General features: G+C 66.6%; 20 protein-coding genes. 5 read left to right on the top strand and 15 right to left on the bottom strand.

Annotated features, from left to right (window positions below):
- Window positions 1–85: 85 nt before the first annotated feature.
- The 9 genes from Q0053_RS10475 to Q0053_RS10435 form a co-directional block, all read right to left on the bottom strand.
- Complete coding sequence (locus Q0053_RS10475) at window positions 86–1,144, bottom strand: NAD(P)-dependent alcohol dehydrogenase (protein WP_298099804.1); 1,059 nt, start codon at window positions 1,142–1,144, stop codon at window positions 86–88.
- A gap of 60 nt (window positions 1,145–1,204) precedes the next feature.
- The gene (locus Q0053_RS10470; protein ID WP_298099801.1) at window positions 1,205–1,954 is read right to left on the bottom strand and encodes a DUF72 domain-containing protein; all 750 of its coding nucleotides are present in this window, start codon (window positions 1,952–1,954) and stop codon (window positions 1,205–1,207) included.
- Window positions 1,951–2,256 carry a type II toxin-antitoxin system RelE/ParE family toxin gene (locus Q0053_RS10465; RefSeq protein ID WP_298099798.1) on the bottom strand — a complete coding sequence of 102 codons (306 nt, stop codon included), beginning with the start codon at window positions 2,254–2,256 and terminating at the stop codon, window positions 1,951–1,953. Before Q0053_RS10465 ends, Q0053_RS10470 begins: the two co-directional genes overlap by 4 nt.
- Window positions 2,257–2,511, bottom strand: a complete 255-nt coding sequence (locus Q0053_RS10460) for a type II toxin-antitoxin system ParD family antitoxin (protein ID WP_298099795.1) — start codon at window positions 2,509–2,511, stop codon at window positions 2,257–2,259.
- Window positions 2,512–2,561: 50 nt separating this feature from the next.
- Complete coding sequence (locus tag Q0053_RS10455) at window positions 2,562–3,923, bottom strand: glutamate--cysteine ligase (protein ID WP_298099793.1); 1,362 nt, start codon at window positions 3,921–3,923, stop codon at window positions 2,562–2,564.
- 67 nt (window positions 3,924–3,990) lie between these two features.
- A complete protein-coding gene (locus Q0053_RS10450; protein ID WP_298099790.1) occupies window positions 3,991–4,830 on the bottom strand; it encodes a 16S rRNA (uracil(1498)-N(3))-methyltransferase in 840 nt (279 codons plus the stop codon).
- A gap of 263 nt (window positions 4,831–5,093) precedes the next feature.
- On the bottom strand, window positions 5,094–6,257 hold the full coding sequence (locus tag Q0053_RS10445; RefSeq protein WP_298099787.1) for an acyl-CoA dehydrogenase family protein: 1,164 nt from the start codon (window positions 6,255–6,257) through the stop codon (window positions 5,094–5,096).
- Between the two features lie 162 nt (window positions 6,258–6,419).
- Window positions 6,420–8,204 carry an acyl-CoA dehydrogenase C-terminal domain-containing protein gene (locus Q0053_RS10440; RefSeq protein WP_298099784.1) on the bottom strand — a complete coding sequence of 595 codons (1,785 nt, stop codon included), beginning with the start codon at window positions 8,202–8,204 and terminating at the stop codon, window positions 6,420–6,422.
- 4 nt (window positions 8,205–8,208) lie between these two features.
- Complete coding sequence (locus tag Q0053_RS10435) at window positions 8,209–8,694, bottom strand: MerR family DNA-binding transcriptional regulator (RefSeq protein ID WP_298099782.1); 486 nt, start codon at window positions 8,692–8,694, stop codon at window positions 8,209–8,211.
- 50 nt (window positions 8,695–8,744) lie between these two features.
- Between Q0053_RS10435 and Q0053_RS10430 the strand changes: the two genes are divergently transcribed.
- A complete protein-coding gene (locus Q0053_RS10430) occupies window positions 8,745–8,909 on the top strand; it encodes a DUF2256 domain-containing protein (protein ID WP_298099779.1) in 165 nt (54 codons plus the stop codon).
- Between the two features lie 42 nt (window positions 8,910–8,951).
- Here Q0053_RS10430 and Q0053_RS10425 read toward each other — a convergent pair whose 3' ends face one another.
- The 3 genes from Q0053_RS10425 to Q0053_RS10415 form a co-directional block, all read right to left on the bottom strand.
- Window positions 8,952–10,244, bottom strand: coding sequence for a sodium:proton antiporter (locus Q0053_RS10425; protein ID WP_298099776.1), 1,293 nt, complete (start codon window positions 10,242–10,244; stop codon window positions 8,952–8,954).
- 258 nt (window positions 10,245–10,502) lie between these two features.
- Window positions 10,503–10,925 (bottom strand): DoxX family protein, encoded by a 423-nt coding sequence (locus tag Q0053_RS10420; protein WP_298099773.1) that lies wholly within the window; start codon window positions 10,923–10,925, stop codon window positions 10,503–10,505.
- A 461-nt stretch (window positions 10,926–11,386) separates the two neighbouring features.
- The gene (locus tag Q0053_RS10415) at window positions 11,387–12,997 is read right to left on the bottom strand and encodes a protein adenylyltransferase SelO family protein (protein ID WP_298099771.1); all 1,611 of its coding nucleotides are present in this window, start codon (window positions 12,995–12,997) and stop codon (window positions 11,387–11,389) included.
- A gap of 408 nt (window positions 12,998–13,405) precedes the next feature.
- Between Q0053_RS10415 and Q0053_RS10410 the strand changes: the two genes are divergently transcribed.
- A complete protein-coding gene (locus Q0053_RS10410; protein WP_298099768.1) occupies window positions 13,406–16,024 on the top strand; it encodes a TonB-dependent receptor in 2,619 nt (872 codons plus the stop codon).
- A 492-nt stretch (window positions 16,025–16,516) separates the two neighbouring features.
- Here Q0053_RS10410 and Q0053_RS10405 read toward each other — a convergent pair whose 3' ends face one another.
- Both Q0053_RS10405 and Q0053_RS10400 read right to left on the bottom strand, forming a co-directional pair.
- Window positions 16,517–19,717, bottom strand: a complete 3,201-nt coding sequence (locus tag Q0053_RS10405; protein WP_298099765.1) for an efflux RND transporter permease subunit — start codon at window positions 19,715–19,717, stop codon at window positions 16,517–16,519.
- Complete coding sequence (locus Q0053_RS10400; RefSeq protein WP_298099761.1) at window positions 19,714–20,850, bottom strand: efflux RND transporter periplasmic adaptor subunit; 1,137 nt, start codon at window positions 20,848–20,850, stop codon at window positions 19,714–19,716. The genes Q0053_RS10405 and Q0053_RS10400 overlap by 4 nt, the downstream gene beginning before the upstream one ends.
- 224 nt (window positions 20,851–21,074) lie before the next feature.
- Here Q0053_RS10400 and lepA point away from each other — a divergent pair, with 224 nt between their 5' ends.
- Both lepA and Q0053_RS10390 read left to right on the top strand, forming a co-directional pair.
- A complete protein-coding gene (gene lepA / locus Q0053_RS10395; RefSeq protein WP_298099759.1) occupies window positions 21,075–22,883 on the top strand; it encodes a translation elongation factor 4 in 1,809 nt (602 codons plus the stop codon).
- Between the two features lie 512 nt (window positions 22,884–23,395).
- Window positions 23,396–24,151 carry an SseB family protein gene (locus Q0053_RS10390; RefSeq protein ID WP_298099756.1) on the top strand — a complete coding sequence of 252 codons (756 nt, stop codon included), beginning with the start codon at window positions 23,396–23,398 and terminating at the stop codon, window positions 24,149–24,151.
- Between the two features lie 5 nt (window positions 24,152–24,156).
- Here the strand turns inward: Q0053_RS10390 and Q0053_RS10385 are convergent, their stop codons facing one another.
- The gene (locus Q0053_RS10385; RefSeq protein WP_298099753.1) at window positions 24,157–25,035 is read right to left on the bottom strand and encodes a DUF3883 domain-containing protein; all 879 of its coding nucleotides are present in this window, start codon (window positions 25,033–25,035) and stop codon (window positions 24,157–24,159) included.
- A 184-nt stretch (window positions 25,036–25,219) separates the two neighbouring features.
- Between Q0053_RS10385 and Q0053_RS10380 the strand changes: the two genes are divergently transcribed.
- The gene (locus tag Q0053_RS10380; RefSeq protein ID WP_298099750.1) at window positions 25,220–25,828 is read left to right on the top strand and encodes a hypothetical protein; all 609 of its coding nucleotides are present in this window, start codon (window positions 25,220–25,222) and stop codon (window positions 25,826–25,828) included.
- The last annotated feature ends 453 nt before the right edge of the window (window positions 25,829–26,281 follow it).

The following is a 26,281-nucleotide window of genomic DNA, read 5'->3' as shown; positions in this document are numbered from 1 at the left end:
CCTAAGCCCTAAGCCCTAAGCCCTAAGCCCTAAGCCCTAAGCCCTAAGCCCTAAGCCCTAAGCCCTAAGCCCTAAGCCCTAAGCCCTAGATCCGCGCCATATCCAGCACGAACCGATACCGCACATCCGACTTCTCCAGCCGGGCATAGGCCTCGTTGATCTGGTCCGGAGCGATCACCTCGATGTCGCTGGCCAGGCCGTGTTCAGCGCAGAAGTCCAGCATCTCCTGGGTCTCGCGGATGCCGCCGATCAGCGAGCCGGCGATCGACCGGCGCCGCCACAGCAGACCCATGGCAAAGACCGGCAGCCCCTCGGTGGTCAGGCCCAGCATGACCATGGTGCCGTCCCTGGCCAGTAGGTTCACATGGCTGGCGATCTCATGCGTGGCCGAGACGGTGTTGAGGATCAGGTCAAAGCTCTCGCCCGCCGCCTGCATCGCCGCCGTGTCCGAATTGATCAGGAAATGTTTGGCCCCCATCCGTTCGGCGTCGGCCCGCTTGCGGTCAGAGGTCGACAGGACCGTGACCTCCGCCCCCATGGCGACCGCCTGTTTGACGGCCATGTGCCCGAGGCCGCCCAGACCGACGACGGCCACCTTCGAACCCGGCCCGATCTTCCAGTGCCGCAGCGGCGAATAGGTGGTGATCCCGGCGCACAGCAGGGGTGCGGCCGCATCCAGCGGGATGCTGTCGGGGATGGTCACGACATAGTTCTGGTCGACCACAATGGCGGTGGCATAACCGCCCTGGGTCATCTTCTGGCCCACCGCCGCACCCTTGGGATCGGGCGAGCCATAGGTCTGGGTCATGCCCGGAACGCAGAACTGTTCCTCGCCCTCGAGGCAGGGTTTGCACTGACGACAGCTGTCGACCATGCAGCCGACGCCGACCCGGTCGCCGACCTTGAAGCGGGCGACATTGCCGCCCACGGCCGTCACCACACCGGCGATCTCATGACCCGGCACAATGGGGTAGCGGGTGCGGCCCAGGTCGTTCTTCACAATGTGCAGGTCGGAGTGGCAGACCCCCGCGAATTTGATCTCGATCGCCACATCGTCCGGACCCGGATCACGCCGGTCGAAGGCATAGGGCGACAGCGGCTCGGTGCTCGATGTGGCGGCAAAGGCGCGGGTGGCGATGGGCATGGGGGCGGCTCCTGGAAGGCCGGTCTCAATTGCGTCCGCCGGCGGCCCGGCGCAACCGGTTCAGCCCAGCTTTTTGATCAGCGCCTGCGCCGCCGCCGGGTTCCGGACCTTCGCCCCGGCGATGAAATAGGCGAAGACATCGCCGCGCTGCGCCCAGCCACGGGTCTGGTCGACGATCCCGTCCAGCTCCTCGGACGTCATGCCGGTCGGTTCGTCCTCGCGGCTCGACATCAGCCGGGCATAGGTAAAGTCGGCGGTCGGCTGGTCGATCCGGGGCCATTCGGGGGCCTCATCGTCCACGGCATAGACGATGGCCACCCCGTATTTCGCCGCCAGATCGTAGAACTGCGGCGTATCGAACGACGGGTTCCGCACCTCCAGCGCATGCCGCAGCCGCACCCCGTCCTGTTCCTCCGGCAGCAGTTTCAGAAACCCCTCGAAATCGGCCGGGTCGAATTTCTTGGTGCCCATGAACTGCCAGTTGATCGGCCCCAGCTTGTCGCCCAGCGCGCTCAGCCCCTGGCCGAGGAACCGCTCCATCGACTCGCCCATGTCGGACAGGATCTTGCGGTTGGTGCAGTAGCGGCTGGCCTTGACCGAGAAGACGAAGCCGTCCGGCGTCTCGTCGCGCCATTTCATCCAGCTGTCGGGCTTGAAGGTCGAATAATAGGTGCCGTTGATCTCGATGGAGGTCAGGGCGCGTGAGGCGAACTCCAGCTCCTTCTTCTGGCTCAGCTTGTCCGGATAGAAGACGCCGCGCCACGGCTCATAGGTCCAGCCGCCGATACCGATGTGGATGGGGTGGGTCATCGGTGCTCTCCTGTCGGGTTGTCGGTCCAGTTTTCGCGGGCATGCCGAACACGCAAGACATGAACACCATGCTCGTCGAGCAGATAGACGACGATATGCGATCGAAAAGGCAGGATGCGGACTGGCCCCATCAGGCTTTCCCGGACCGGCGCTGACTCCGGAAAGAGCGCCAGCCGGCCGATCGACTGGCGCAGTCCCGAAGCGTAGGTGTCAGCCGGTCCGACACCAAAACCTTCGACGCCCTGACGATAGATGGCCCGAATGTCGGCGCGCGCCGCTTCGGAGAACCGGAGGCGAACCATTCAGGCGACGTGGGCACGCGCAACGGCCTCGGTGCGCGCCTCGGCGAAGATCTCATCCATAGTCATTTCGCTGACGCCGGAGGCGTAGGCCTCTTCGATGAGCCGCTCCATATTGGCGATCTTCTCCGCCTTGATCTGCTCCCGGCGGATCAGGTCACGGACATAGTCGCTGGAGTTGGCATAGCGCCCGTCCGCCGACTGCGCCTCGACCCAGGCCTTCATCTGGTCGGGCAGGGAGATGTTCATCGTGGCCATGGGGACGCTCCTGTCTCGACCACCACCCTATGCCAAACCTTGCCAATTTTCTAGTAGGCGAAGTCCCGGTACAGCCGCGTCAGGTCGCCCTGCCACTCGCCGTGATACAGCGCCAGCAGCCGGTCGGCGGGGGTCAGGCCGCTGTCGGCGATGTCTTCCAGCTCGCTCAGATAGCCGCGCTCATCGACCATGCCGCCACTGAACCGGGCGCGGTTCTTCAGCCCCTGTTTGGCGATGGCGACCATGTCCACGGCCACATCGCGCACCGAACGCCCGGCCACCTCGGCCTTGAGCCCCAGCCGGGTCACGTCCCGGCGCAGCCGCTCGTGGTCAGCGATATCCCAGTCCTTGACCAGGTCCCAGGCCGCCGCCAGCGCCGCGCCGTCGTACAGCACCCCGGCCCACAGGGCCTGAAGCGCGCAGATCCGGCTCCACGGCCCGCCGTCGGCCCCGCGCATCTCCAGATAGGACTTCAGCCGCACCTCGGGGAAGAGGGTGGTCAGATGGTCGTTCCAGTCCTTCTTCGTCGCCCGCTCGCCGGGCAGGGCGGGCAGGCCGTCGGTCATGAAGCTGCGGAACGACTGGCCGGACAGGTCGACATAGGTGTCGCCGCGCTTGGCGAAATACATCGGCACATCCAGCGCATAGTCGGCATAGCGCTCATAGCCGAAGCCGTCCCGGAAGACGAAGTCCAGCATCCCCGTCCGGTCCGGATCGGTGTCGGTCCAGACATTGGCGCGGGCGCTGAGGAAGCCGTTGGGCTTTCCTTCCGTGAACGGACTACAGGCGAACAGGGCGGTGGCGATCGGCTGCAGGGCCAGGGAGGTGCGGAATTTGGCCACCATGTCGGCCTCGTCCGAGAAGTCCAGGTTCGACTGGATGGTGCAGGTGCGCAGCATCATGTCGAGGCCGAGCCGGCCCTTCTTCGGCATATAGTTCCGCATGATGACATAGCGGCCCTTGGGCATGACCGGCACGTCCTCGCGCCGCCACATCGGATCGAAGCCGGCGCCGAGGAAGCCGAGGTTCATCTGGTCGGCGACCTGTTTGACCTCCATCAGATGCTGGCCGGTCTCGTTGCAGATGTCGTGGACATCCTTCAGCGGCGCGCCGGACAGTTCGAACTGGCCGCCCGGCTCCAGCGAGATCGAGGCCGTCATCCCCTCGTCGTTCTTCCGTTCCAGGGCGATGACATGGCCGGCCTCCTCGACGGGGCTCCAGCCGAACCTTTGCAGCCCTGTCAGCATGGCCAGGATGCCGGTGTCGCCCTCATAGGTCGGGCGGCGCAGGGTCGATCGGTCGAAGCCGAATTTCTCGTGCTCCGCCCCGATGCGCCACTGCGCCTTCGGCTTGGCACCCTTCGACATGGCGCCGATCAGGTCGTTCCGGGAAAGCGGCGCAGCGTCGGTCATGCGTTCAGCCCTGTTGTGGCGGCTAGATGGGAGGAAAACCCCTCCCGCTCAAGGGGGCATGCCTGTCCTATCGTTCCCAATCGCCCAAAGCCGCCTGCCACAGGGTCAGGGCGGCGACGGCGGCGGTGTCCGCGCGCAGGATCCGCGGCCCCAGCGACACGGCGGTGGTGCAGGGCAGGGCCCGCAGCCGCGCCCGCTCCTCCGGCGAAAACCCGCCCTCGGGACCGATCAGTATGGCCCAGGGACCGGCGTCTCCTCCCCCAACGGGGGAGGGGGACCGCGAAGCGGTGGAGGGGTCCGTCCAGTGCGCCCGGCCCGACACCCCTCCACCATCCTTCGGATGGTCCCCCTCCCCCCCAGGGGGAGGACTGAGCGCCCCCGTCACCGGCGCCCCGCCCGTCTCGTCGCAGAACATCAGCCGCCGCCCGGAGTCCGTGCCGGCCTCGAACCCGTCCAGCAGCTCCGCCAGCTTCACCGGCGCGTCGATCATCGGCACGTCCAGCCGGCCGGTCTGTTCGGCGGCCTCGATGGCGATGGCGTCCAGCCGGTCCATCCGCACATGCTGGACCTGGGTCCGCTGGGTCACGACCAGCTTCACCCGACGCGCGCCCAGTTCGGTGGCCTTCTCGACCGCGAACTCCAGCGCGCTCTTCTTGACCACGGCGATCAGCAGATCGACGTCCGGCCCCATGGCCTGCGGCCGCACCTGTTCCTCGGCCCGCAGCACCACCCCCTTCTTGAGGATTTCGCTGACGACGCAGCGCCACTCCCCGTCGCGGCCGTTGAAGACCAGCAGGCTGTCGCCGGTCTTCAGCCGCATCACCTGGGTCAAATAGCGCGACTGGTCCAGCGTCGGCAGGACGGCAGCGTCTGCGGTCAGGGGGGAGGGGACGTGGAGGCGGATCATCGGTCAGGTATTAGCTTGTCATCCCCGACGAGCGAAGCGAGATCGGGGACGGATCAGCTCAAGCGCGATGCCTCCCGGACGACCCGCTCGGGTCGAGCCGGGAGAAGGGCGTGTCTAGGCGCTTGTTTGTGTATCCGTCCGCCAGCGGGCCGGTCAGCCTTTGGTCCGGCTCCGCAAACCGACCGGGCCTGATGGTGGATGATCCTGCCCGTCCCGGATCTCCGCTTCGCTTCGTCCGGGATGACAAATGTTCAGCGCTGGTCCTACAGCGTCCGCGCGATCAGCAGCTTCATGATCTCGTTCGTCCCGCCATAGATCCGCTGCACCCGTGCATCCTTGTACAGCTGGGCGATCGGATATTCGTTCATATAGCCATAGCCGCCGTGCAGCTGCAGCATCTCGTCGATGACCTCGCCCTGGATGTCGGTGACCCAGTATTTGGCCATGGAGGCCGTCACGGCGTCGAGATCGCCCTTCAGATGCCGGCCCATGCAGTGGTCGACGAAGACCTTGGCCACGGTCAGCTTGGTCTTCACCTCGGCCAGTTTGAACTGGGTGTTCTGGAAGTCGATGACCCGTTTCCCGAAGGCCTTGCGCTCCTTCACATAGGCCAGCGTCTCCTGCAGCCCGCGCTCGGCCGCGGCCACGCCCTGGATGGCGATGTTCAGCCGCTCCTGCGGCAGCTGCTGCATCAGCTGGATGAAGCCCTGGCCCTCGCCGCCGCCGATGATGTTCTCGCCGGGCACCTTCACATCGTTGAAGAACAGCTCGGAGGTGTCATTCCCCTCCATGCCGATCTTGTGCAGGTTCCGCCCGCGCTCGAAGCCCTCGGCGCCGTCCGTCTCGACCACGATCAGCGAGGTGCCCTTGGCGCCCTCGGCCGGATCGGTCTTGGCCACGACGATGATGAAATTCGCCAGCTGGCCGTTGGTGATGAAGGTCTTGGACCCGTTCACCACATACTGGTTGCCGGTCTTGATGGCGGTGGTCTTGACCCCCTGCAGGTCGGACCCGGTGCCCGGCTCGGTCATGGCGATCGCCCCGACCAGCTCACCCGACTGCAGCCGCGGCAGCCAGCGCGCCTTCTGCTCGGCCGTCCCGTAATGCCAGATGTAGGGCATGACGATCGCATTGTGCAGCGAGATGCCGAAATGGTCCGCGCCCTTCCAGCCCAGCTGGCGCATCAGCACCACCTCATGCCGGTAGTCCCCGCCCATGCCGCCGTCTTCCTCGGGCATGGACAGGCCCAGCAGACCCGCATCCCCGGCGTCGTTCCACAGCTTCCGCGGCACGGAGGAGTTGGCCAGCCAGGTCTGCACGGTCTCGGGCGAGCCGTGCTCATCGATCCATTTGCCGACGCTGTCGGAGAAGAGGGTGATCTCCTCTTCCTGCATGAAATCGGGTTCGGGGACGTTGAGGACGTTCATGGGTTTCTCCTGTCCTTCTCCCATTGGGAGAAGGTGCCCCGGAGGGGCGGATGAGGGGCGGGTGGGTCAGTCGGCGAAAGCCGCCCCTCACCCTTTCGCCTTGCCGGTCGCTTCGCTCCCGGAGGCTCAAGCCCTCTCCCATCGGGAGAGGGCGCGGGATTTCTAGAACGCCTCCGCCGGCATCTGCATCAACACGTCTGCACCGGTCTTCAGCTTGGTCAGATGCGCCGCCGTATCCGGCAGGATGCGCTCGACGAAATAGCGGCCGGTCATCAGCTTGTTGGCATAGTAGGGGTCGCTGGTGCCGGCATCGACCTTCGCCTGCGCCGCCTTGGCCATCTGGGCCCACATGTATGCCAGGGCCGTCAGGCCGAAGACGTGCAGATAGTCGGTGCTCGCTGCGCCGGCATTGTCCGGGTTCTGCATACCGTTCTGCATCAGCCACATCGTGCCTTCCTGCAGCTGCTTCTTGGCGTCGGCCAGGCCGTCGACGAAGGGCTTGATCGGGCCCTCGCCGCCGTTCTCGGCCACGAAGGCGTCGATGTCGGCGAACCAGCTCATGATCGCCCGGCCGCCGTTGGCCGGCAGTTTGCGACCCACCAGATCCAGCGCCTGGATGCCGTTGGCCCCCTCATAGATCATGGTGATCCGGGCATCGCGCAGAGACTGCGACGCCGTGAAGTGTTCGGTGTAGCCGGACCCGCCGTGCACCTGCATGGCCAGCGAGGCGACGTGGAAGCCCTTGTCGGTCAGATAGGCTTTCAGCACCGGGGTGATCAGACCCATATAGTCATGGGCCTTCTGCGCCTCGGCGGCATCGTCCGAATGCTGAAGATCGGCCTGCAGCGCGGTCCACAGGGTGAAGGCCTGGCCACCTTCGACAAACGCCTTGGCCTCCAGCAGCATGCGGCGCACATCCGGGTGAACCATGATGGAGTCGGCCGGCAGTTCGGGGCTCTTGGTCCCGGTCAGCGAGCGGCCCTGCAGACGGTCATGGGCGAACTGAACGGCGGCCTGATAGGCGGCGGTGCCGATCGACAGACCCTGCAGGCCGGTGCCGAGACGGGCCTCGTTCATCATCACGAACATGCCGGCCATGCCCTTGTTCTCGGGTCCGACCAGCCAGCCCCGGGCGTTCTCATAGGCCATGACGCAGGTGGCATTGCCGTGGATGCCCATCTTGTGTTCCAGGCCCGCGCACTGGACGCCCGCGTTCCGTTCGCCCAGCGACCCGTCTTCATTGACGAACACCTTGGGCACGACGAACAGGCTGATGCCCTTGATCCCCGCCGGCGCGCCCTCGATCCGGGCCAGCACCAGATGGATGATGTTGTCGGTGAAATCGTGCTCGCCCGAGGAGATCCAGATCTTCTGGCCGGTGATGTTGTAGCTGCCGTCGCCGTTCGGAACGGCCTTGGTGCGGATCAGGCCCAGGTCCGTGCCGCACTGCGGCTCGGTCAGGTTCATGGTCCCGCCCCATTCGCCGGTCGCCATCTTCGGCAGATACATGGCCTTCTGCTCATCCGAGCCGTTGGCGTTCAGGCCCCAGTAGGCACCGGCCGTCAGGCCTGGATACATCGAGAAGGCGGGCGAGGCGGCAGCGGTGAACTGGCCGAAGGCCATGGCCACCACGGCGGGCATCCCCTGGCCGCCGTGCTCGGGCAGGGCCGACAGGGCGGGCCAGCCGGCCTCGACCATGGCCTTGTAGGCTTCCTTCCAGCCGGTCGGGCCGGTGACCTTGCCATTGTCCCATTTGCAGCCTTCCTGATCGCCGATGCGGTTCAGGGGGGCGATGACTTCCTCGGCGAATTTCGCGCCTTCTTCCAGAATCTGGCCGACCAGGTCCGAGGACACATCGGCGAAACCGGGCTGGTTCGCATAGCGGTCAATTTCCAGCACCTCGTTCAGAATGAACGTCAGGTCGCGGACAGGCGCCTTGTAGGCCATGGGATTACGCTCTCGCTTTGAAGGGCTGGTGGTTCTGGTCGGGGTTGAGGCGGGATTTCAGCAGGTCGGCATATTCTTCGGCGCCGGGCAGCAGGTCGGGGCGGAACTCGCCCAGTTTCCGCTCCATGACGATGCAGGCTTCCTCGGCGGTCTCGATGGCCGCATCGAGGTCTTCGCGCTGCTGTTTCAGCGCCGCGATTTGGGCCCGGTGGCGGCGCAGGGCGACCGACATCTGGTGGGCGTTGTGATTTTCGTTGTCGTACAGATCCAGCATCTCCTGGATCTCCAGCAGGCTGAAACCGATCCGCCGGCCCCGCAGGATCAACTTCAGCCGCGCCCGGTCGCGGGCGTCATAGACCCGCGTCTGACCCTTGCGTGCCGGGGTCAGCAGGCCCTTGTCCTCATAGAACCGCAGCGCGCGCGCCGTCGCTCCGAACTCCCGACAGAGCTGGCGGATCGAATAGGTGCGATGATCGTCGGCGGTCGCCATGGCCGAAGTCATAACTTGACGTGCACGTAAAGGGAAGCCTTTAGGTCCTCATGGCTCGCAAACACGTCAATCTCGGCCGCGCCCCCGACAAACGCGACCTGCCGCAGAAGACCTGCGTGGTCTGCGGCAAGCCCTTCTCATGGCGCCGCAAATGGGCACGCGACTGGGATCAGGTGAAGGTCTGCTCCGACCGCTGCCGGGCGGCGGGCGCCTGAAGAAGAGGGCGTCACCGGGCATCCCCAACAGGCCCGGTTGCGTCAGTGCGTCGGCTCGGGGTCCGTCCGCGGACTGCCGTAGCCGGTCTTCAGGGCAAGGCCTTCCATGGTCATGCTCTGGACGACGAGCGAGAAGATCACCACGCCCATCGCCGCCGCGAAGATCGCGTTGCGAGCGGGAATGTCGGGCAGCGACAGCACCATGGCGATCGACAGCCCGCCTCTTACACCGGCCCAGGTCAGGACGTTGTAAAGCTTCAGCGAGGCCCTCCTGCCCACCAACGGAAGGGCCGAGCCCGGCAGGGCGACGGCGATCCAGCGGGCGGCCAGGATGATCACCGGACCCGCGGCGAGCAGGACCAGCGCCTGCCAGTCGAGGCGCAGCTCGATCGCCTTGATCCCGACCAGAAAGAAAAGGACCGCGTTCATGCCCTCGTCGACCGCATGCCAGAACGGCTTGGCATAGTGGTTGGCCGACTCGCTGAGCGCCCGGCGGGCCCAGCCCGAGCTCATCAGGAGCCCGGCCGCGACGACGCCCAGCGGGCCGGACAGGCCGAAGTGAAGCGCGACGGCATAGACCGCCATGGCCGTCGCCAGCGTGACCATAAGCTCGGTGATCCAGTCGTTCACGGCGTAGAGCACGAGCGTCGCAACCAGGGCCACGACCAGTCCCAGCGCAATGCCGCCGAAGGCTTCGATCGCCGCATGCTCCGCGAGGGCCGCGATGTCGGGGGCCGCGCCGCCGGCCGCCTGACCGACGGCAAAGGCCAGGAGCGCCTTGAACAGGACCACCGCGACGCCATCGTTGAACAGGGCCTCGCCCTCCAGCTGGGCCTGGAGCCGCGGCTCGAGATCGGTCCGCCGGGTCATGGCCAGTACCGCGATGGGGTCGGTCGGGCTGATCAGCGCGCCGAAGACCAGCGCCCAGCTCAATGGCATTTCGACGCCGATCAGCCGGCAGAGGCCCAGGAAGGCACCCGCTACGAGCACGGTGGTGATCACGGTTCCAACCGTGGCCAACACGCCCGCAGCCCAGGCCCGCTGCGCCAGCGCGCCGAGATTGACATTCATGGCACCGGCGAAAAGCAGGTAGCAAAGCAGGAAATCGAGCACGAGCTTGGGGTAGTCGATCTGGCCGTGCAGCAGCCGGTAGAATGCGCCGGCGCCCAGTTGGGGCGCCACCGCGTCGGCGAGCCATACGGCCGCCGAAAACACGAGGCCCACGACGAGCAGGCCGACCGCGACAGGCAGCCGGAACGTCCTGGCGTTCAGCCAACAGGCCACCGCCGTGACTGCCAGAATAATGGCCGCGAGTTCAAAGAGACCGAATGTCATGCCCCACCCCTAAACAGGCGCCCCCAGGCGCGGGCGAAAACATAGTCAATGGCCGGAACCCTGGCCACAGGAATCGGGTCTGGCGCGAATCGACGGCGTCTCAAAGGGTCCGCTCCCCGGAAAACCGGAGCACGGGACGTCAGCGTCTTCTGCCGGGCCTTGTCCGGCCGCTTGGGAAACCCGGGTCCTGTCAGAATGTCCGATGCCCGGCCCGAGCCATCTTGCCGGTTTCGACGGCGGTGCCTCAGCTGCCCACCCTCAACGGACCTCGCGCGCCCGCTTCCAGAGTACGGTGGCGGTCATGGCGATCAGGGCCAGGTTGGTGACCGCCGGGCCGACGTCCATGCCCGTGGCGTGGATGGCCAGCATCACGATTTCCAGCAACATCAGGCCCGAGGCGGCCATGACCAGCAGCGGTCGGCCATGCTTCCAGGACACCAGCGGGGCCAGCACCAGAAGGGCGAGGAGGATTTCGGCGATGCCGAGGCCTCGCACCATGGTCTCGCTGACAAGTGCCGGCCAGCGCATCAGCTCGACGAGGTTGTCCATCGGCTCACTGAGCTTGGCGTAGCCGGCGGCGATGAAGAACATCGCGATCCAGCCCTGGAGCGTCCAGAGCGTCAGGTTGCGATAGCTGGCGTTCAGGCGTGAACGGGCCGGGGTCAGGGTTTGGCAGGGCATTTTCGTCACGCCGGGGCGGGCGTTCTCTTGATTTGCAACAGTCGCGATGTCGGATCGCGCAAGCCGTCCCACAAGGGCGCGAAGCGAGATCGTAACCATCCGTGACCGCCCTCTGCGAGACCCGCGCGGCCAAAGCGTGGCCGTTTGCATACCGTATTGTAATGCGAACGGGCTTTAGGCCGGGTTAAGCGACGGGGCCTGACGGCAGGTGGACTCCCTTGTCATCCCGGACGCCGCAAAGCGGCGATCCGGGACGAAACGCAACCCTCCACCCCCTCCATCCTCCCGGACAGCCCTCAGGGCTGAGCCGGGAGCAGGGCGGCGACCAGCGCGTCCTCCTGACCCTTGCCCCGGATAGCGGCTGGCGCCGCTTCCGGGACGGTCGTGGGGTCGGTGCCACCGTCCCGGCTCTCCGCTTCGCGTCGGCCGGGATGACAAGGTCAGTCTCGAACCCCGCCAGTTCAGCCCCACGCCTGCCCGGCATTGCGCAGGCGTTGGAGTTTGGCCTCCAGCGGTCCCCAGTCATCCTCCGCCTCGATCCCGGCCCAGATGGCCTCGACCTCGTCGATCAGCATCTCCTCGGGCCCGGCGGCGGCGAACATCGGCGCCTCCAGCCGCTCGTGCCGGTCGGGGGCGTGTTCGAACAGGGCGAAGCGGAAGGCGTCGAAGGCCTCGCCCTGGTACAGTTTCCCGCGCGGCCCCTGCAGCGCCCGCGCCGAGGAGGCAAAACCGCCGAACCAGTCGAAGAACAGCGGCTCCCAGCGCAGCGCCTCGCCACCTTCCCGCAGCAGGGCCAGGGTCGTGTCCAGCAGCCGCTGGTCCGCCGCCTCGCCCAGGCTCTGCACCCCCAGCCGCGCCAGAAACGCCGCCCGCAGCTCGCGGATATAGGCCGGGCCGAAGCCGTTCAGCGCCTCGGTCAGGGGCTCCGCCTCAGCCACCGTCTTCAGCGCCCCGCCCAGCTGTGTCAGGGCCCAGAACACCGCCTCCGGCTGACGCGCGAAGGCATACAGGCCGGTGCGGTCGAAATAGGCGGCGGTGAAGCCCGGCTCATAGTGCGGCAGGAACCGCCACGGCCCGTAGTCGAAGCTTTCGCCCGTGACGTTCAGATTGTCGGTATTCAGCACGCCGTGGACAAAGCCCGCCGCGATCCAGCGCGCCGTCAGCCGCGCCGAGGCCTCGACCACGGCACGCAGGAAGCCGGGCACGTCGCCGGCCGCCACGGTCGGGTGGTAGAGCGACCGGGCATGCTCCACCAGGGTCTCGACCATGTCGGCCCGTTCCAGATAGGCCGCCCGCTGGAAGGTCCCGAACCGGATATGGCTGTGCGACAGCCGCACCAGCACGGCCGACCGGGTCGGGGAGGGCTCATCGCCCCGCTCAAGCGCCTCGCCGGTCTCGATCAGGGACAGGGCCCGGCTGGTCGGCACGCCCTGCGCCTCCAGCATGGCCGCCGCCAGCACCTCGCGAACCCCGCCCTTCAGTGTCAGCCGCCCGTCCCCCGACCGCGACCAGGGGGTCTGGCCGGAGCCCTTGGTTCCCAGGTCGAGAAGTCTGGGCTCCCTCTCCTGTTGGGAGAGGGAGATTTCGCCCGGGAGGCCGTCAGGCCGATCGGATGCGAAATCGGGTGAGGGTCGGATATCGTCGTCGGCCTCAGCCGCCGCTTCCCAACGGTTTTCGCCAGACGCAGCCGGAAGCCCCTCACCCTTTCGCCTTGCCAGTCGCCCTGCGGGCTCCTGGAGGCTCAAGCCCTCTCCCGTCGGGAGAGGGATCTCCCGCAGCTGCGCCGCCAGAAAGCCGCGGCCGTCACCCAGGTCGGGGTTGTAGGTGCGGAACTGATGCCCGTGATAGCGCATGGCCACGGGGCCGGGCTGGCCGGGCAGGGGCTCGAACCGGCCGAAATGGGCGACCCATTCGGCGTCCGTCAGCGTCTCCAGCCCCACGCTCGCCGCCGCCCGGTCGTTGCGGACGCGCAGGATCGTCTGCGGGAAGTCGGCAGCGCGCACGGCGTCGCCATAGTCCCCTCCGAGGGCGAAGAACTGCGGATCGGCACGAAAGGCGGGCGAGACGGGCATCCGGCGCAGATGCGGCTTCTGATCTTCGCGCGCAACCGTCCGCTTTCGGTTGAACACACTCCGCCCCCCGGGTGCTCGCCCTCGGCCTCTTCCCCGGCAGACTGATCGGCGTTTTCGGCGTCAGCCTGCTGTGCGGCGCCGGATTCGGGCAGGGGCCGGCACAGGGGTCCACACCGGTCAGGCGAATACTGACCTCACGTCATAGGTTTTTGTCGCTTTTGCGTCACAGTCCGGCATCCGCCGTGGCGGAATAGTGGCGCGGGGGGCCGGGGACGCTTGTCGCTGAGTCCGCCTTCGATTACCGAAAAGGCTGGACTTACCGCGTTCCACAGAAGGGCGCGGCTCAGGGATCAGGAACCGCCACGGTTGCCGTCAAACACGGAACCGGGCCCATGTCGGGGAGCTACAATGCGCCTTACCAACCTTCTTCGTACCACCGTCTCCGCCGCTGTTGTCGGGGCCTGCGCCTTCGGCTTCGCCGGTGCCGCCTCCGCCCAGGATGCCGGCCAGGGCAGCCCGCAGACCATCGACGACATCATCGTCACCGCCCAGAAGCGTGAGCAGAACCTTCAGGACGTGCCGATCGTGGTCACCAGCCTGTCGGCCGAGACGCTGCAGGACGCCGGCGTCCGCGACATCAAGGACCTGCAGATCCTGACGCCGGGCATGACGGTCACCTCGACCTCCTCGGAAGCCTCGACCACCGCCCGCATCCGCGGCGTCGGTACGGTGGGTGACAACCCCGGTCTGGAGAGCTCGGTCGGCGTGGTCATCGACGGCGTCTATCGTTCGCGCAACTCGGTCGGCTTCGGCGACCTGGGCGAAATGAGCCGCATCGAGGTCCTGAAGGGCCCGCAGGGCACGCTGTTCGGCAAGAACACCTCGGCCGGCGTCATCAACATCATCACCGAGGCCCCGTCGTTCACGCCGGAGTTCAACGGCGAACTGAACGTCGGCAACTACGGCGCCATGGCCGCCTCGGGTTCGGTCACCGGCCCGATCAGCGACACCCTGGCCTTCCGCCTGTATGCCGGCCGCCGCGTCCGTGACGGCTTCATGACCATCGACACCGGTGACGGCCCGCGTCCCGAGGTTGACGACAACAACCAGGACTTCGGCACCGTTCGTGGCCAGCTGCTGTGGCTGCCCAGCGACAACGTCTCCTTCCGCCTGATCGGCGACTTCTCGCGCCGGGACGAATACTGCTGCATCGGCACGCAGATCCGGACCGCCAACACCTATCCCTTCATCGACGGCCTCTCGAACGGCACCGGCCAGCGTCCGCCGGCCGCCGGCAACGGCCCGCTGCCCTTCCTGCGCACCGGCTATGCCAACCGCTCGAACTACCAGGAAGTCACCGATCGCGGCGTCTCGCTCGAGACCACCATCGACATTCCGGGCATCAACGGCTCCCTGACCTCGGTCACCTCGTGGCGTGAGTGGGAATCCACCCTCGCCCAGGACATCGATTACACCGGCGCCGACATCGCCTATCGCCTCAACGACGGCGACTATGGCTTCACGGTCGACAACCTGACCCAGGAAATCCGTCTGGCCGGCTCCAATGACAGCTTCGACTGGCTGGTTGGCTTTTTCGCCACCGCCGAAGAAGTCGGCCGCACGGACAGCTGGTATTTCGGTGCCGACTACACGCCGTTCCTGTCGTTCCTGCTGAGCGCCAGCCTGAACGCCGCCAACCCGGCCCTGCCGATCAGCCCGAGCACCATCGGCTGCTACACCCGTCCCGGCCAGATCTCGGGTCTCGCCCCGGCCACGGTCGGCTTCCTTCAGTGCCTCGGTTCCGGCGGCGCTGCCGGCGGCGGCGGTGCCGGCTTCACGGTCGGCCAGGGCTATGAGGACGTCTACGACCAGGACTCGACGTCCTACGCGATCTTCACCAACAACACCTGGCACGTCACCGAGCAGTTCGACATCACCCTGGGCCTTCGCTACACCATGGATGAGAAGAAGCTGCAGGGTCTGCAGCGCAACACGAACGGCAACGGCAACGCCTGTTCGGCCGCCCTCGGCAACTCGGCCGCCATCGGTGCTGTCCTCGGGGCCTCGACCTCCTCGCTGCTGGGCCGCTTCTGCCTGCCCTGGTCGAACTCGGCCTTCAACAACCGCGGCGTCTCCGAGAGCTTCGACGACGGCGAGCTGAGCGGCACGGTCAAGGCTGCCTTCCGCCTGAACCCCTCGATCCTGACCTATGTGTCGTACGCCCGCGGCTACAAGAGCTTCGGCTACAACCTGGACCGTGTGCAGACCGGCATCACGCCGAACGCCTCGCTCCTCTTCCCGTCGGAAGTGGTCGACAGCTACGAAGCCGGCGTGAAGATGACGCTGCTGGATCGTACCCTGCTGCTGAACGCCACCTATTTCGACCAGAAGTTCGAGGACTTCCAGCTCAACACCTTCCTCGGCACCGCCTTCGTGGTGGAGTCGATCCCCGAGCTGACCTCGCGCGGCGTCGATGCCGACATGGTCTGGTTCACCCCGGTTGAGGGCCTGAGCTTCCAGGGCGGCGTGACCTACACCGACGCCCAGTACGGTGCCTTCACCGCCGCTGACCTGTCCAACCCGGGCAACTTCGGACAGCTTTCGCTGCTGCCGGGCGCCCGTGCCTCGTTCGCACCGGAATGGTCGGCCACCGGCTCGATCAACTTCGATCGCAGCGTCGGCAACGGCCTCCGCGCCGGCTTCAGCGTCGCGGCCAAATACATGGACGACTACAACACCGGCTCGGACCTGCTGCCCTACAAGCTGCAGGAAGCCTTCACGACCTTGAACGGCCGCATCCACCTGGGTGCCGAGGACGAGCGTTGGACGGCTGAGTTCTGGGTCCAGAACCTGACCGACGAAGACTACATCCAGGTCGCCTATAACGCCCCGCTGCAAGGCTCGGCGTTCCAGGGGACGGTCCAGCCGAACGGGACCTTCTTCAACCCGGCCCTGGACACCCAGACCTACGACGCCTTCCTGGGCCAGCCGCGCACCTACGGCGCGACCCTGCGCTTCAAATACTAGACCCTTCTCGCCGCAAGGCGGGTCGAACCAGCCGGCCGGGGGAAACCCCGGCCGGTTTTGTTTTGGGCGTGCTTGCGGTGCGCCTGTCCTCCCGGACGCCCCGCACCCGGCGATCAGCCGCCGCGACCGACCACACCCGTCGTCGCCCGCCCGGCCCAGCCGTCGGATCCCGCCCCGGCGTCGGGGGCTCATCACAACAGGCACAGCCAGGGCCACAACGAACACAACGCGTTCCGCGAGGCGGTCCAGACGGCCTCCCTTCGGCCCCGCTCCGTGCGGCGTACACCGCGGTCACAAAAGAGCCCGGCAAGCGGTCGACGCCGACACGGCCCCGGTCCCTTTGTGTCCGTTGTGGCCTTCCTTGTGCCCGTTGTGATGCGCCTTCCGGCCGCGGCCCCCAGGCCATGCGGCCCTGCCGGCCGACGAAAAGGGGCGGCAACCTCACGGTCACCGCCCCCTTCGGGATGATCATCCGGCCCGGTGACTGGACCGCTATTCCGCCGGCTGTTTCCCGGCCGCGTCCATGTCGCGTTGACCCTGGAACATCCGCCCCAGCCGCCGCTCCAGCCGGGTCTTTATCCCGTCAACCAGGCTGAACACGACCGGCACGAACAGCAGGCTCAGGCCGGTCGAGGTGATCAGCCCGCCGATCACCGCCACGGCCATGGGCGAACGGAAGGCGGTGCCCTCCCCGATCGCCGCAGCGATCGGCAGCATCCCCAGCCCCATGGCCATGGTCGTCATGATGATCGGCCGCGCCCGCTTGTGGGCGGCGTCCATCAGGGCGTCCCGGCGGTTCATGCCCTGTCTCATGGCGATGATGGCATAGTCGACCAGCAGGATGGAGTTCTTGGCCGCGATCCCGGTCAGCATGATGATGCCGATCAGGGCCGGCATCGACAGTGACTTGCCGGTGATCAGCAGGGCCAGGAAGGCGCCGCCGAACGACACCGGAAGGGCCGCGAGGATGACGATCGGATGGAAGAAGCTGCCGAACAGCAGCACCAGAACGACATACATCAGCAGGATGCCGGTCACGATGGCGAAGGCGAAGCCGGTCGCCAGTTCCTGATTGCTTTCGGCGTCGCCGGTCAGCTGCTGTTCCACGCCGTCCGGCAGGTTCTGCATCGAGGGCAGGGCATCGACCGCCTCGGTCGCGACGCTCAGCGGCACCCCGGCCAGTTCGGCGGAAATGGTAGCCACACGGCGGCGGTCCAGACGTTCGATCTGGTTGGGTCCCGCCCCGAAGCTGATATCCGCCACGGCTGAAAGCGGAACGGTTCCGCCCGATGCCGTCGGCACCTGCAGATTCTCGATCACGCCCAGCTGGCTGCGAGCCTCCTCCGCCAGCATCACCCGGATCGGGATCTGGCGGTCACCGAGGTTGAATTTGGGCAGCAGCTGGTCGGCGTCGCCCAGGGTGGCGACCCGGGCGGCCTGGCTGATCGCCCCCGCTGAAACGCCCTGGAGCGCGGCGACATCCGGTTTCGGTCGGATCAGGATTTCCGGCCTGACCAGGGCTGAGGACGAGGACACATTGGCCAGTTCCGGCAAGGTGCGCATCTCGCGCTCCACCCGGGCCGCCGCGTCTTCCAGCTGGCGCGGATTATCGCTGACGAGCGCAATGCTCATGATGCCGCCGCCATTGCCGCCGGCTCCAAACTGGATCCGGGCCCCGGGGATCGATTTCAACTCACGCCCGATTTCCTGTTCGAACTGTTGCTGGCTGAGTCTGCGGTCCCAGCGGCTGACCAGATTGATGGTCAGGTTCGCCCGGCGGACCTCAGCCGCCCCGCCGCCGCCGCCGGGGCCGAAGCTGACCGTCGCCGAGCCGACGGACGAGAAGACCGAAGCGACCTCGGGCCGCGCCCGAAGAATCTCCGTCACCTGACGAACAGCCTCGTCGGTCTGCTCCAGGGTGGTGCCCGGTGCCAGTTCGACCGTCGCATTGGAGCGCGAGATGTCCTCCGCCGGAATGAACTCGCCGGGCAGTTTGGACGCCAGAACCAGAGAGCCGATGAAGAAGGCCAGACCCATACCCATGACCCACAGCCGGTGGTCCCTGAGCCGGAAAATGACCCGCCGCCGGAACCAGCTGCCGCGACCCGCCGCCCGGTCGGCGACCAGCCTCGGGTCGGTCGACGAGGACAGGCACCAGCTCAGGGCGGCGAGGAAGGGCTTCATCCATTTGGGATCGGGGTGTTCCTTGCCCTGGTCGCGTTTGAGCAGATAGGCCCCCATCAGGGGCGTGATCGTTCGGGCGACAACGAGGGAGAAGCCGACGCTCACACAGGTGGCGATGGCGAAGGATTTGAAGAACTGACCGACCACGCCGGGCATGAATCCCGTCGGGGCAAACACGGCGACCAGGGTGGCCGTGGTGGCGATCACGGCCAGGCCGATCTCGTCTGCAGCCTCCATGGCGGCCGGGTAGGGGGCTTTGCCGTCGCGGATGTGGCGGACGATGTTCTCGATTTCGACGATGGCGTCGTCGACCAGAATCCCGACCGTCAGCGACAGGGCCAGCAGGGTCACGACATTCAGCGACTGGTTGGTCAGGTCCATGATCCAGAAGGTCGGGATCAGGGACAGCGGCATGGCGACGGCCGTGATGAAGGTCGCGCGCCAGTCCCGCAGGAAGATGAACACCACAGCGATGGCCAGCAGCGCGCCCAGCAGCAGGGCCTCGACCGAGGCGTGGAAGTTATTGATCACATCGGAGGTGATGTCCGACACCTTCTCGAAGGTGACGTCGGCGCGCTCGGCGTCCAGCGCCTCGATCGCCGCGATGGACTGGTAATAGACGTCGACCTCGGACGAACCGATGGAGCGAACCACGCCGAAACCGACGACCTCCTGACCATTGAACCGGGCCCGACCGCGTTGTTCGGACCATTCGTCCACGACCTCGCCCAGATCGCCCAGCCGGACCGCCCGTCCGTTGACCGGGATCAGGGTATCGGCCAGGGCCTCGACCGTCAGGGCCGAGCCGACGGTGCGGATAGCCTGTTCCTCGCCACCGATCTCGCCGCGGCCGCCGGGGAGGTTGGCATTGGAGGCCCGCAGTTGTTGCGACACGGCTGCGGCCGTCACGCCCTGGGCGGCCAGCTTGCCCGGGTCCAGCTTGATGCGGATCTCCCGGCTGACGCCGCCGTCGCGATTGATCTGGCTGACGCCCTTCACCAGCAGCAGGCGTTTGGAGACCGTATTGTCGACGTACCAGCTCAGTTCCTCAGGACTCATGCCGGGCGCGCGCACCACATAGTTCAGAATGGCCTGACCGGTGAATTCGATCCTCTGAACGACGGGTTCCTGAACATCGGCGGGCAGGTCCTGGCGCACTGCAGCGACGGCGTTGCGCACGTCATTGGTGGCCTTCTCCAGATCCACCCCCAGCTCGAACTCGACCAGGGTGGTCGAGGCGCTGTCCGTGACGGTGGAGCTGATCTTCCTCACCCGCCCGAGGCCGGCCAGGGAATCCTCCACCAGCCGCGTCACCTGGGTTTCCAGCTCGGTCGGAGCCGCGCCGGGCTGGACCACGGTGACCGCCACGATGGGCAGGTCGACGTCGGGGAAATTATTGGTTCTCAGATTGAAATAGCTGCTGATGCCCGCGACCGTCAGGACGACGAACAGCAGGACGATCGGAATCGGGTTCCGGATCGACCAGGATGAGATGTTGTTCAGATTCATCGGCCGGGGGTCCCGGCCGGCGCGGCGGCGCGCGCGGCCCTTGCCGGGACCACCGTCACCACATCCCCTTCACCCAGGAAGCCGGCACCCTGGACCACGACCTGCCGGTTGGCTTCCAGACCGCTGACGACCTGAACCTGCGTTCCGTTCCGGACCCCCGTGGTGATCGGATTGAAATGCACGGCATTGCGGGCCCCGATCGTATAGACCCCGGCCTTGCCCTCGCGGAAAATGACGGCGTCGGACGGCACGACCACGGCAGGCTGGGCTCCCAGATCGATGGTCGCGCGCGCGAACATGCCGGGGCGCAGGCCGCTGCCGGGCGACAGTGAAATCCGGGCAATGCCGAGACGGGTCTGGGCATTGACCTCGGGGGTCACGATCCGGACGCTGCCGGTCGCGCCGGCGGCCTGGTCAGAGACGATCGTCGCCGACATCCCGGCCCGCACCATCCGCAGTTCGGCCTCGGGGATTTCCGCGTCCAGCTCCAGCCGGCCGTCACGCACCATGCGGAACAGTTCCGAGCCCGGCTGGACGATCTGCCCCCGGGTGACGCTGCGGCTGCTGATCATCCCGGCCACCGGTGCCCGGATGCTGGTCTGGTCCAGCCGGGTGCGCGTCTCGCTCAGGGCGGCCTGGGCGGACGACAGCTGCGCCCGCGCCGAGCGCTGGTTGGCAATGGCCGTATCGAGGGAGGCCTGGCTCAGGAAGCCGCGTCCACGAAGTTCCTCGGCCCGGACCAGGGCCGCGTCCTCACGTGCCGCATTGGCCTCGGCGCTGGCCACGCCGGCCTGCTGCTGGCGCAGCTGGGCCTGCAGGACCGCGTCGTTCAGCTTGACCAGCAACTGCCCCTGACGGACGTAGGTGCCCTCGTCGACATAGACGGCGATGGCCGTCAGGCCGCCGGTCTCGGCACCCACCGGCACCTCTTCCCAGGCGGACACCGTGCCCGACGCCGTCACGGTGCGAGGCTGGTTGACCAGCACGGCGGTTGCGGCGGTGACCGTCTGGCCCGCGCCCTGCGCCGCCGTTGCGGCCTTCTTGCCGGCCTCGTCTCCGCCACAGGCCGCCAGGGTCAGGGCCAGGGACACCATGGCCGCACCGGCCAGACTTTTCTGCACAATGTTTGCCACGTCGGGTCCTCATGGACGCCGCGGAGGGGGAGCCGCGCGTCTCGTGTCCGGGTCGCCCGTCCCGGGCGCCCCTGTCATCAGCTGTTGAATAGCGGTTTTGCGGCGGCTTCTCAAACGCGAAAACCGCCCTTACGGCGATGTAATCTGCTTCGGTCGGGCCGCGAAATGCTTCGGGAGCGGCGCGCGCGTTGGCGATCCGGCCCTGCCGTGCTACCGGCGCGGCCATGACGTCCCCTCCCATCGAACGCATCCGCAATTTCAGTGTGGTGGCCCACATTGACCACGGCAAATCCACCCTGTCCGACCGGCTGATCCAGTTCACCGGCGGGCTGACCGCGCGCGAGATGTCGGCGCAGGTTCTCGATTCCATGGATATCGAGAAGGAGCGGGGCATTACCATCAAGGCCCAGACGGTGCGCCTGAACTACCGGGCCAAGGACGGCCTCGACTACGTCCTGAACCTGATGGACACGCCGGGCCACGTCGACTTCGCCTATGAGGTCTCGCGCTCTTTGGCCGCATGCGAGGGCAGCCTGCTGGTGGTCGATGCCTCCCAGGGCGTCGAGGCCCAGACCCTGGCCAATGTCTACCAGGCCATCGACAACAATCACGAGATCGTGCCGGTCCTGAACAAGATCGACCTGCCCGCCGCCGAGCCTGACCGGGTGCGTCAGCAGATCGAGGACGTCATCGGCCTCGACGCCTCCGACGCCGTCCTGTGCAGCGCCAAGTCCGGCCTCGGCATCGAGGAGGTGCTCGAGGCCATCGTCACCCGCCTGCCGGCCCCCAAGGGCGACCCCGATGCCCCGCTCAAGGCCCTGCTGGTCGACGCCTGGTACGACCCCTACCTCGGCGTCGTCGTCCTCGTCCGGGTCTTCGACGGCAAGCTGAAGACCGGCCAGCGCGTCAAGATGATGCAGAACGGCTCGACCCATCTGATCGACCGGGTCGGCGTCTTCCTGCCCAAGAACACCCCGGTCGACGAACTGGGCCCCGGCGAGGTCGGCTTCATCACCGCCCAGATCAAGGAGGTCGCCCACGCCGCCGTCGGCGACACCATCACCGATGAGAAAAAGCCCACCGCCGAACCGCTCAAGGGGTTCAAGGACGTCCAGTCGGTGGTCTTCTGCGGCCTCTTCCCGGTCGATGCCGCCGATTTCGAGGACCTGCGCGCCGCCATCGGCCGCCTGCGGCTGAACGACGCCAGCTTCACCTTCGAGATGGAATCCAGCGCCGCCCTCGGCTTCGGCTTCCGCTGCGGCTTCCTCGGCCTGCTGCACCTCGAGATCATCCAGGAGCGCCTCAGCCGCGAGTTCAACCTCGACCTGATCGCGACCGCCCCCTCGGTGGTCTACAAGATCGGCCTGCGCGACGGCTCCGAGATCGAGCTGCACAACCCCGCCGACCTGCCCGATGTCATGCAGATCCTGGAAATCAGCGAGCCCTGGATCAAGGCGACCATCCTGACCCCCGACGAATACCTCGGCGGCGTCATCAAGCTCTGCCAGGACCGCCGCGGCTCACAGATCGAGCTGTCCTACGTCGGCTCCCGCGCCCTGGTCGTCTATGAGCTGCCGCTGAACGAGGTCGTCTTCGACTTCTATGACCGCCTCAAATCCATCTCCAAGGGCTATGCCTCGTTCGACTATGAGCTCAGCGAGTACAAGGTCGGCGACCTTGTGAAGATGAACATCCTCGTCAATGCCGAGCCGGTCGACGCCCTGTCCATGCTGGTCCACCGCGGCCGGGCCGAGATGCGCGGCCGCTCCATGGTCGAGAAGATGAAGGAGCTGATCCCGCCCCATCTGTTCGTCATCCCGATCCAGGCGGCCATCGGCGGCAAGATCATCGCCCGCGAAACCGTCCGCGCCCTGCGCAAGGACGTGACCTCCAAATGCTACGGCGGCGACGCCACCCGCAAGAAGAAGCTGCTCGAGAAGCAGAAGGCCGGCAAGAAACGCATGCGCCAGTTCGGCAAGGTGGAGATCCCGCAGGAAGCCTTCATCGCCGCGCTGAAGATGGATGATGATTGAGGACAGCGCCTTTGTTTCAGCGCCGGTACCTTGTCATCCCCAACGAAGCGAAGATCGTTCTTTTGTCATCCCCGACGAAGCGAAGCGAAGATCGGGGACGATGCGCACCCCCTCTCCGGTTCCTCCCGGACAGCCCGCCTGGGCTGAGCCGGGAGACGGGTGGAGGCCGGTTCGTACGTTGGGCTCCCATCACCGCTCCGGTGGACAGGTCTTCAGCGCCCGTGCGGCGGCGGCCCTTCTCCCGGCTCAGCCCAGGCGGGCTGTCCGGGAGGGATGCCGGGGTGCACAGGCCCGTCCCCGATCTCCGCTTCGCTTCGTCGGGGATGACAAAAGAACGATCTTCGCTTCGCTTCGTCGGGGATGACAAAAGAACGATCTTCGCTTCGCTTGGTCGGGGATGACAAAAGAGCGCTCTCCGCTTCGCTTCGTCGGAGATGACGAGCAACACCCCCGATTGACGCCGCCCTCCCGCTCCCCTCTTGTGACCGACCCTTCGATTCCGAGCCCATCCCATGACCGACGCCGCCAGCCCCATCACCTTCACCGACAATCCGCTGAACCCGCTGGAGGAGCTGCTCTACACCGGCCTGGCCGACCCGACCCAGATGGGCGCCTTCGAGCGGATCATGCTCGAGGCCGACCTCTATGCCGTGCCCGAGGCCGACAGCCCCGGCGGCACCCCCGGCGATGACGGCGCGAAAGTCCTGCGTCAGGGCGAGCAGCTGATCCTGCGCGGCGTCGTCCTGAATGACGGCCGCAACACCGTGACCCTGTTCACCGACCCGACCCGCGTCGTCCAGATGTTCGGCGAGGACACCCGCATTCTGGCCATGCAGGGCCGCAAGCTGCTGGAGATGCTCCAGGACACGGTGATCCTGCTCAACCCCGCCGACGGCAAGGGGCTGATGATGGAGCCCGACCAGATCAAGGCGGTCCTCGGCCATGCCCCGGTCCGCCCGCTGGTCCGCCCCTCGGGCCGCGTCGAACTGCATGCGGTCGAGCCCGAGAATGAGCCGGTCGTCATGACCGAGGCCCTGCGCGACGCCTTCCAGCCCCCCATGGTCGAGGCCATCTGGGTCGCCCGCGCCGTCTGGCCCGACATCGGCCAGATCGGCTGGTTCGCCGACGTCCGCAGCCACGGCCCCGCCGACGAGATCACCGCCCTCGTCCAGCGCGCCGTCCGCGGCCTCAAGTTCGGGACGGAGACCCTGGACATCTCGGTCAGCAAGCCGGGCGGCAAGGACGGGGTCGGGGTGAAGGTGGTCTGAGGGGGCTATCCCACCCTCGCCCGCCATGTCTCCGCTTCCAGTGTTACGGCTTCTTCAAGTGGCGGCTTCAGCTTGAAGAGGCGCGGAGCCCGGGCGACTTCATACAGGCGGTAGAGTCTGAAGTGTTCGGGGCGTTCATGCGCCAGAGAGAGTTCGTTGCGGGTCAAAAAGAACGGCGTTGAGCGCACCCCCTGCGTGGTCTTCACCTCGATCAGCCGGTCGTTGCCCTGCCGGTCGTAGGAGTGGATGTCATAGCCGGCACCATCGCCGTCTTCCTGCGCCACCCAGCGAACTTTGGAGGCGAGGTCTCTACGATCCAGCTTCTCCAGCCGACGGCGTTCAAAATCCACGATCAGGGCCTCGCCCGCCTTGCCGAGGGAGCGGTTGCGGAAGTCCCGTGCGACCGGGTCGAATTTCCTCACCAAGCGCTCAAGCCCGTCTGGGCGCGTCGGGCGGGGTTTGCCCGGTGGTGGTGGCGTTTCATCGACGAAGATCGCGGGAAGCTCCGAGAGACCAGCCGCCGCCGAATGCGATTGCCCATCCTGCCGCCAGCGCGGTGCAACGGCGTCGCCGGTCAGGGCCGTCGGGTTTGCGATCAGATAGCGTTCGATCGTCCGGCCGAGAGCGTCCTGAAAATTGGAGAAAGGCTTGTAGCCGTCGATGGTCGGCAGACCGAGTTCGACCAGCACCGCCGAGATGTTCATGTGCTTGCGCTCGACGGACCCCGCTGTGCGCCCGATCCTCTCGCGGAGTGCGGCATTGTGGTGGGACTTGACGTAGGGCCGCCCCGCAAGTTCGTCGGCGAGCATCGTGAAATAGTCCGCCACAATGGCGTCTAGCTCTTCCGCGTTCCAGTCGCTTCCTATCCGAGATTGGTCCGCCACGGCACCTCCACCTACCCCAGGTTAGGCTGCTTGTACGGCTTTGCGCCACCCCATTATCGGATTGCTGAAATACAACCTATCCTGGCATTTCGTTAGGCCTTATGCTCCAGCTTCGACGGTTCCGAGAGGAAGGATCAGAGGGTGCGTCGGGATGGATTGGTCTTGCAGAACATCGCGGGAGCCGATGCGCGTCCTCGTCGCCTGCGAATACAGCGGCACGGTCCGCAACGCCTTCCTCGACCTCGGCCATGATGCGTGGTCGTGCGATCTCCTGCCCAGCGAGGACGGGTCCAACCGCCACATCATTGGCGATGCGCGTGACCTCCTGAACGACGGCTGGGACCTGTTGATGGTCGCCCACCCGCCATGCACGCGCCTGTGCAATTCGGGCGTCCGTTGGCTGACCGTGCCGCCGCCGGGCAAGACGCGCGAGCAGATGTGGGCCGAGTTGGACGAAGGGGCGGCCCTGTTTTCCGACTTCTGGAACGCGCCCATCGAACGGATCGCGATCGAGAACCCTGTGATGCACAAACACGCCAAGGCCCGCATCGTGAATTTCGAGGATTTCGCCCAGAGCATCCAGCCGTGGCAGTTCGGCCACGGCGAAACCAAGCGAACCTGCCTCTGGCTCAAGAACCTGCCGCCCCTTGTGCCGACAGAGGTCGTCAGCGGCCGCGATCCCCGGGTGCACCACATGCCGCCCTCGCCGGATCGCTGGAAAGAGCGGTCGCGGTTCTTCCCTGGCATCGCCAAGGCGATGGCGCACCAGTGGTCGGCGGTTGTGGCGGCTTAGGCAGCCGGGGTCGCCTCCTTGTCTCCTCCCTGTTGCGAAGCAATGGGGAGGGGGACCACGCGAAGCGTGGTGGAGGGGCGCCGGCCGCACGGTCCTTCTCACCCCTCCACCATCCTTCGGATGGTCCCCCTCCCCATTCGCTCCGCGAACAGGGAGGAGACGGGCGGGCCATGACGCTCCGCCGACAATCCGCGAACCCATAGTCGGGTTCACCCAAAATTCCCCCGCCCTTCCAACACCCTGCCGGTTTCTCAAACGGAATCATTGGTCGCCCTCGGGCCGCCCCCATAATTCGCTCAACCCGTCGGTGGGGAGGGCGTCGGATCCAGCGCCTCGATGTCGGCGGGCTGTGGTCGAGCGATGAAGCCCGGGGGACGGATACTCCGGGGGTCCTCGCAGGGGTCGATGGATGGCTCCTGTTTGCTCGCCGCGCGCTTCCCGCGCGGACCGCTG

This window comes from Brevundimonas sp., from assembly GCF_027487935.1.
GTDB lineage: Bacteria > Pseudomonadota > Alphaproteobacteria > Caulobacterales > Caulobacteraceae > Brevundimonas.
Note: the sequence above shows the minus strand (reverse complement) of the source record. Positions and strands in the feature narration are given on the sequence as shown.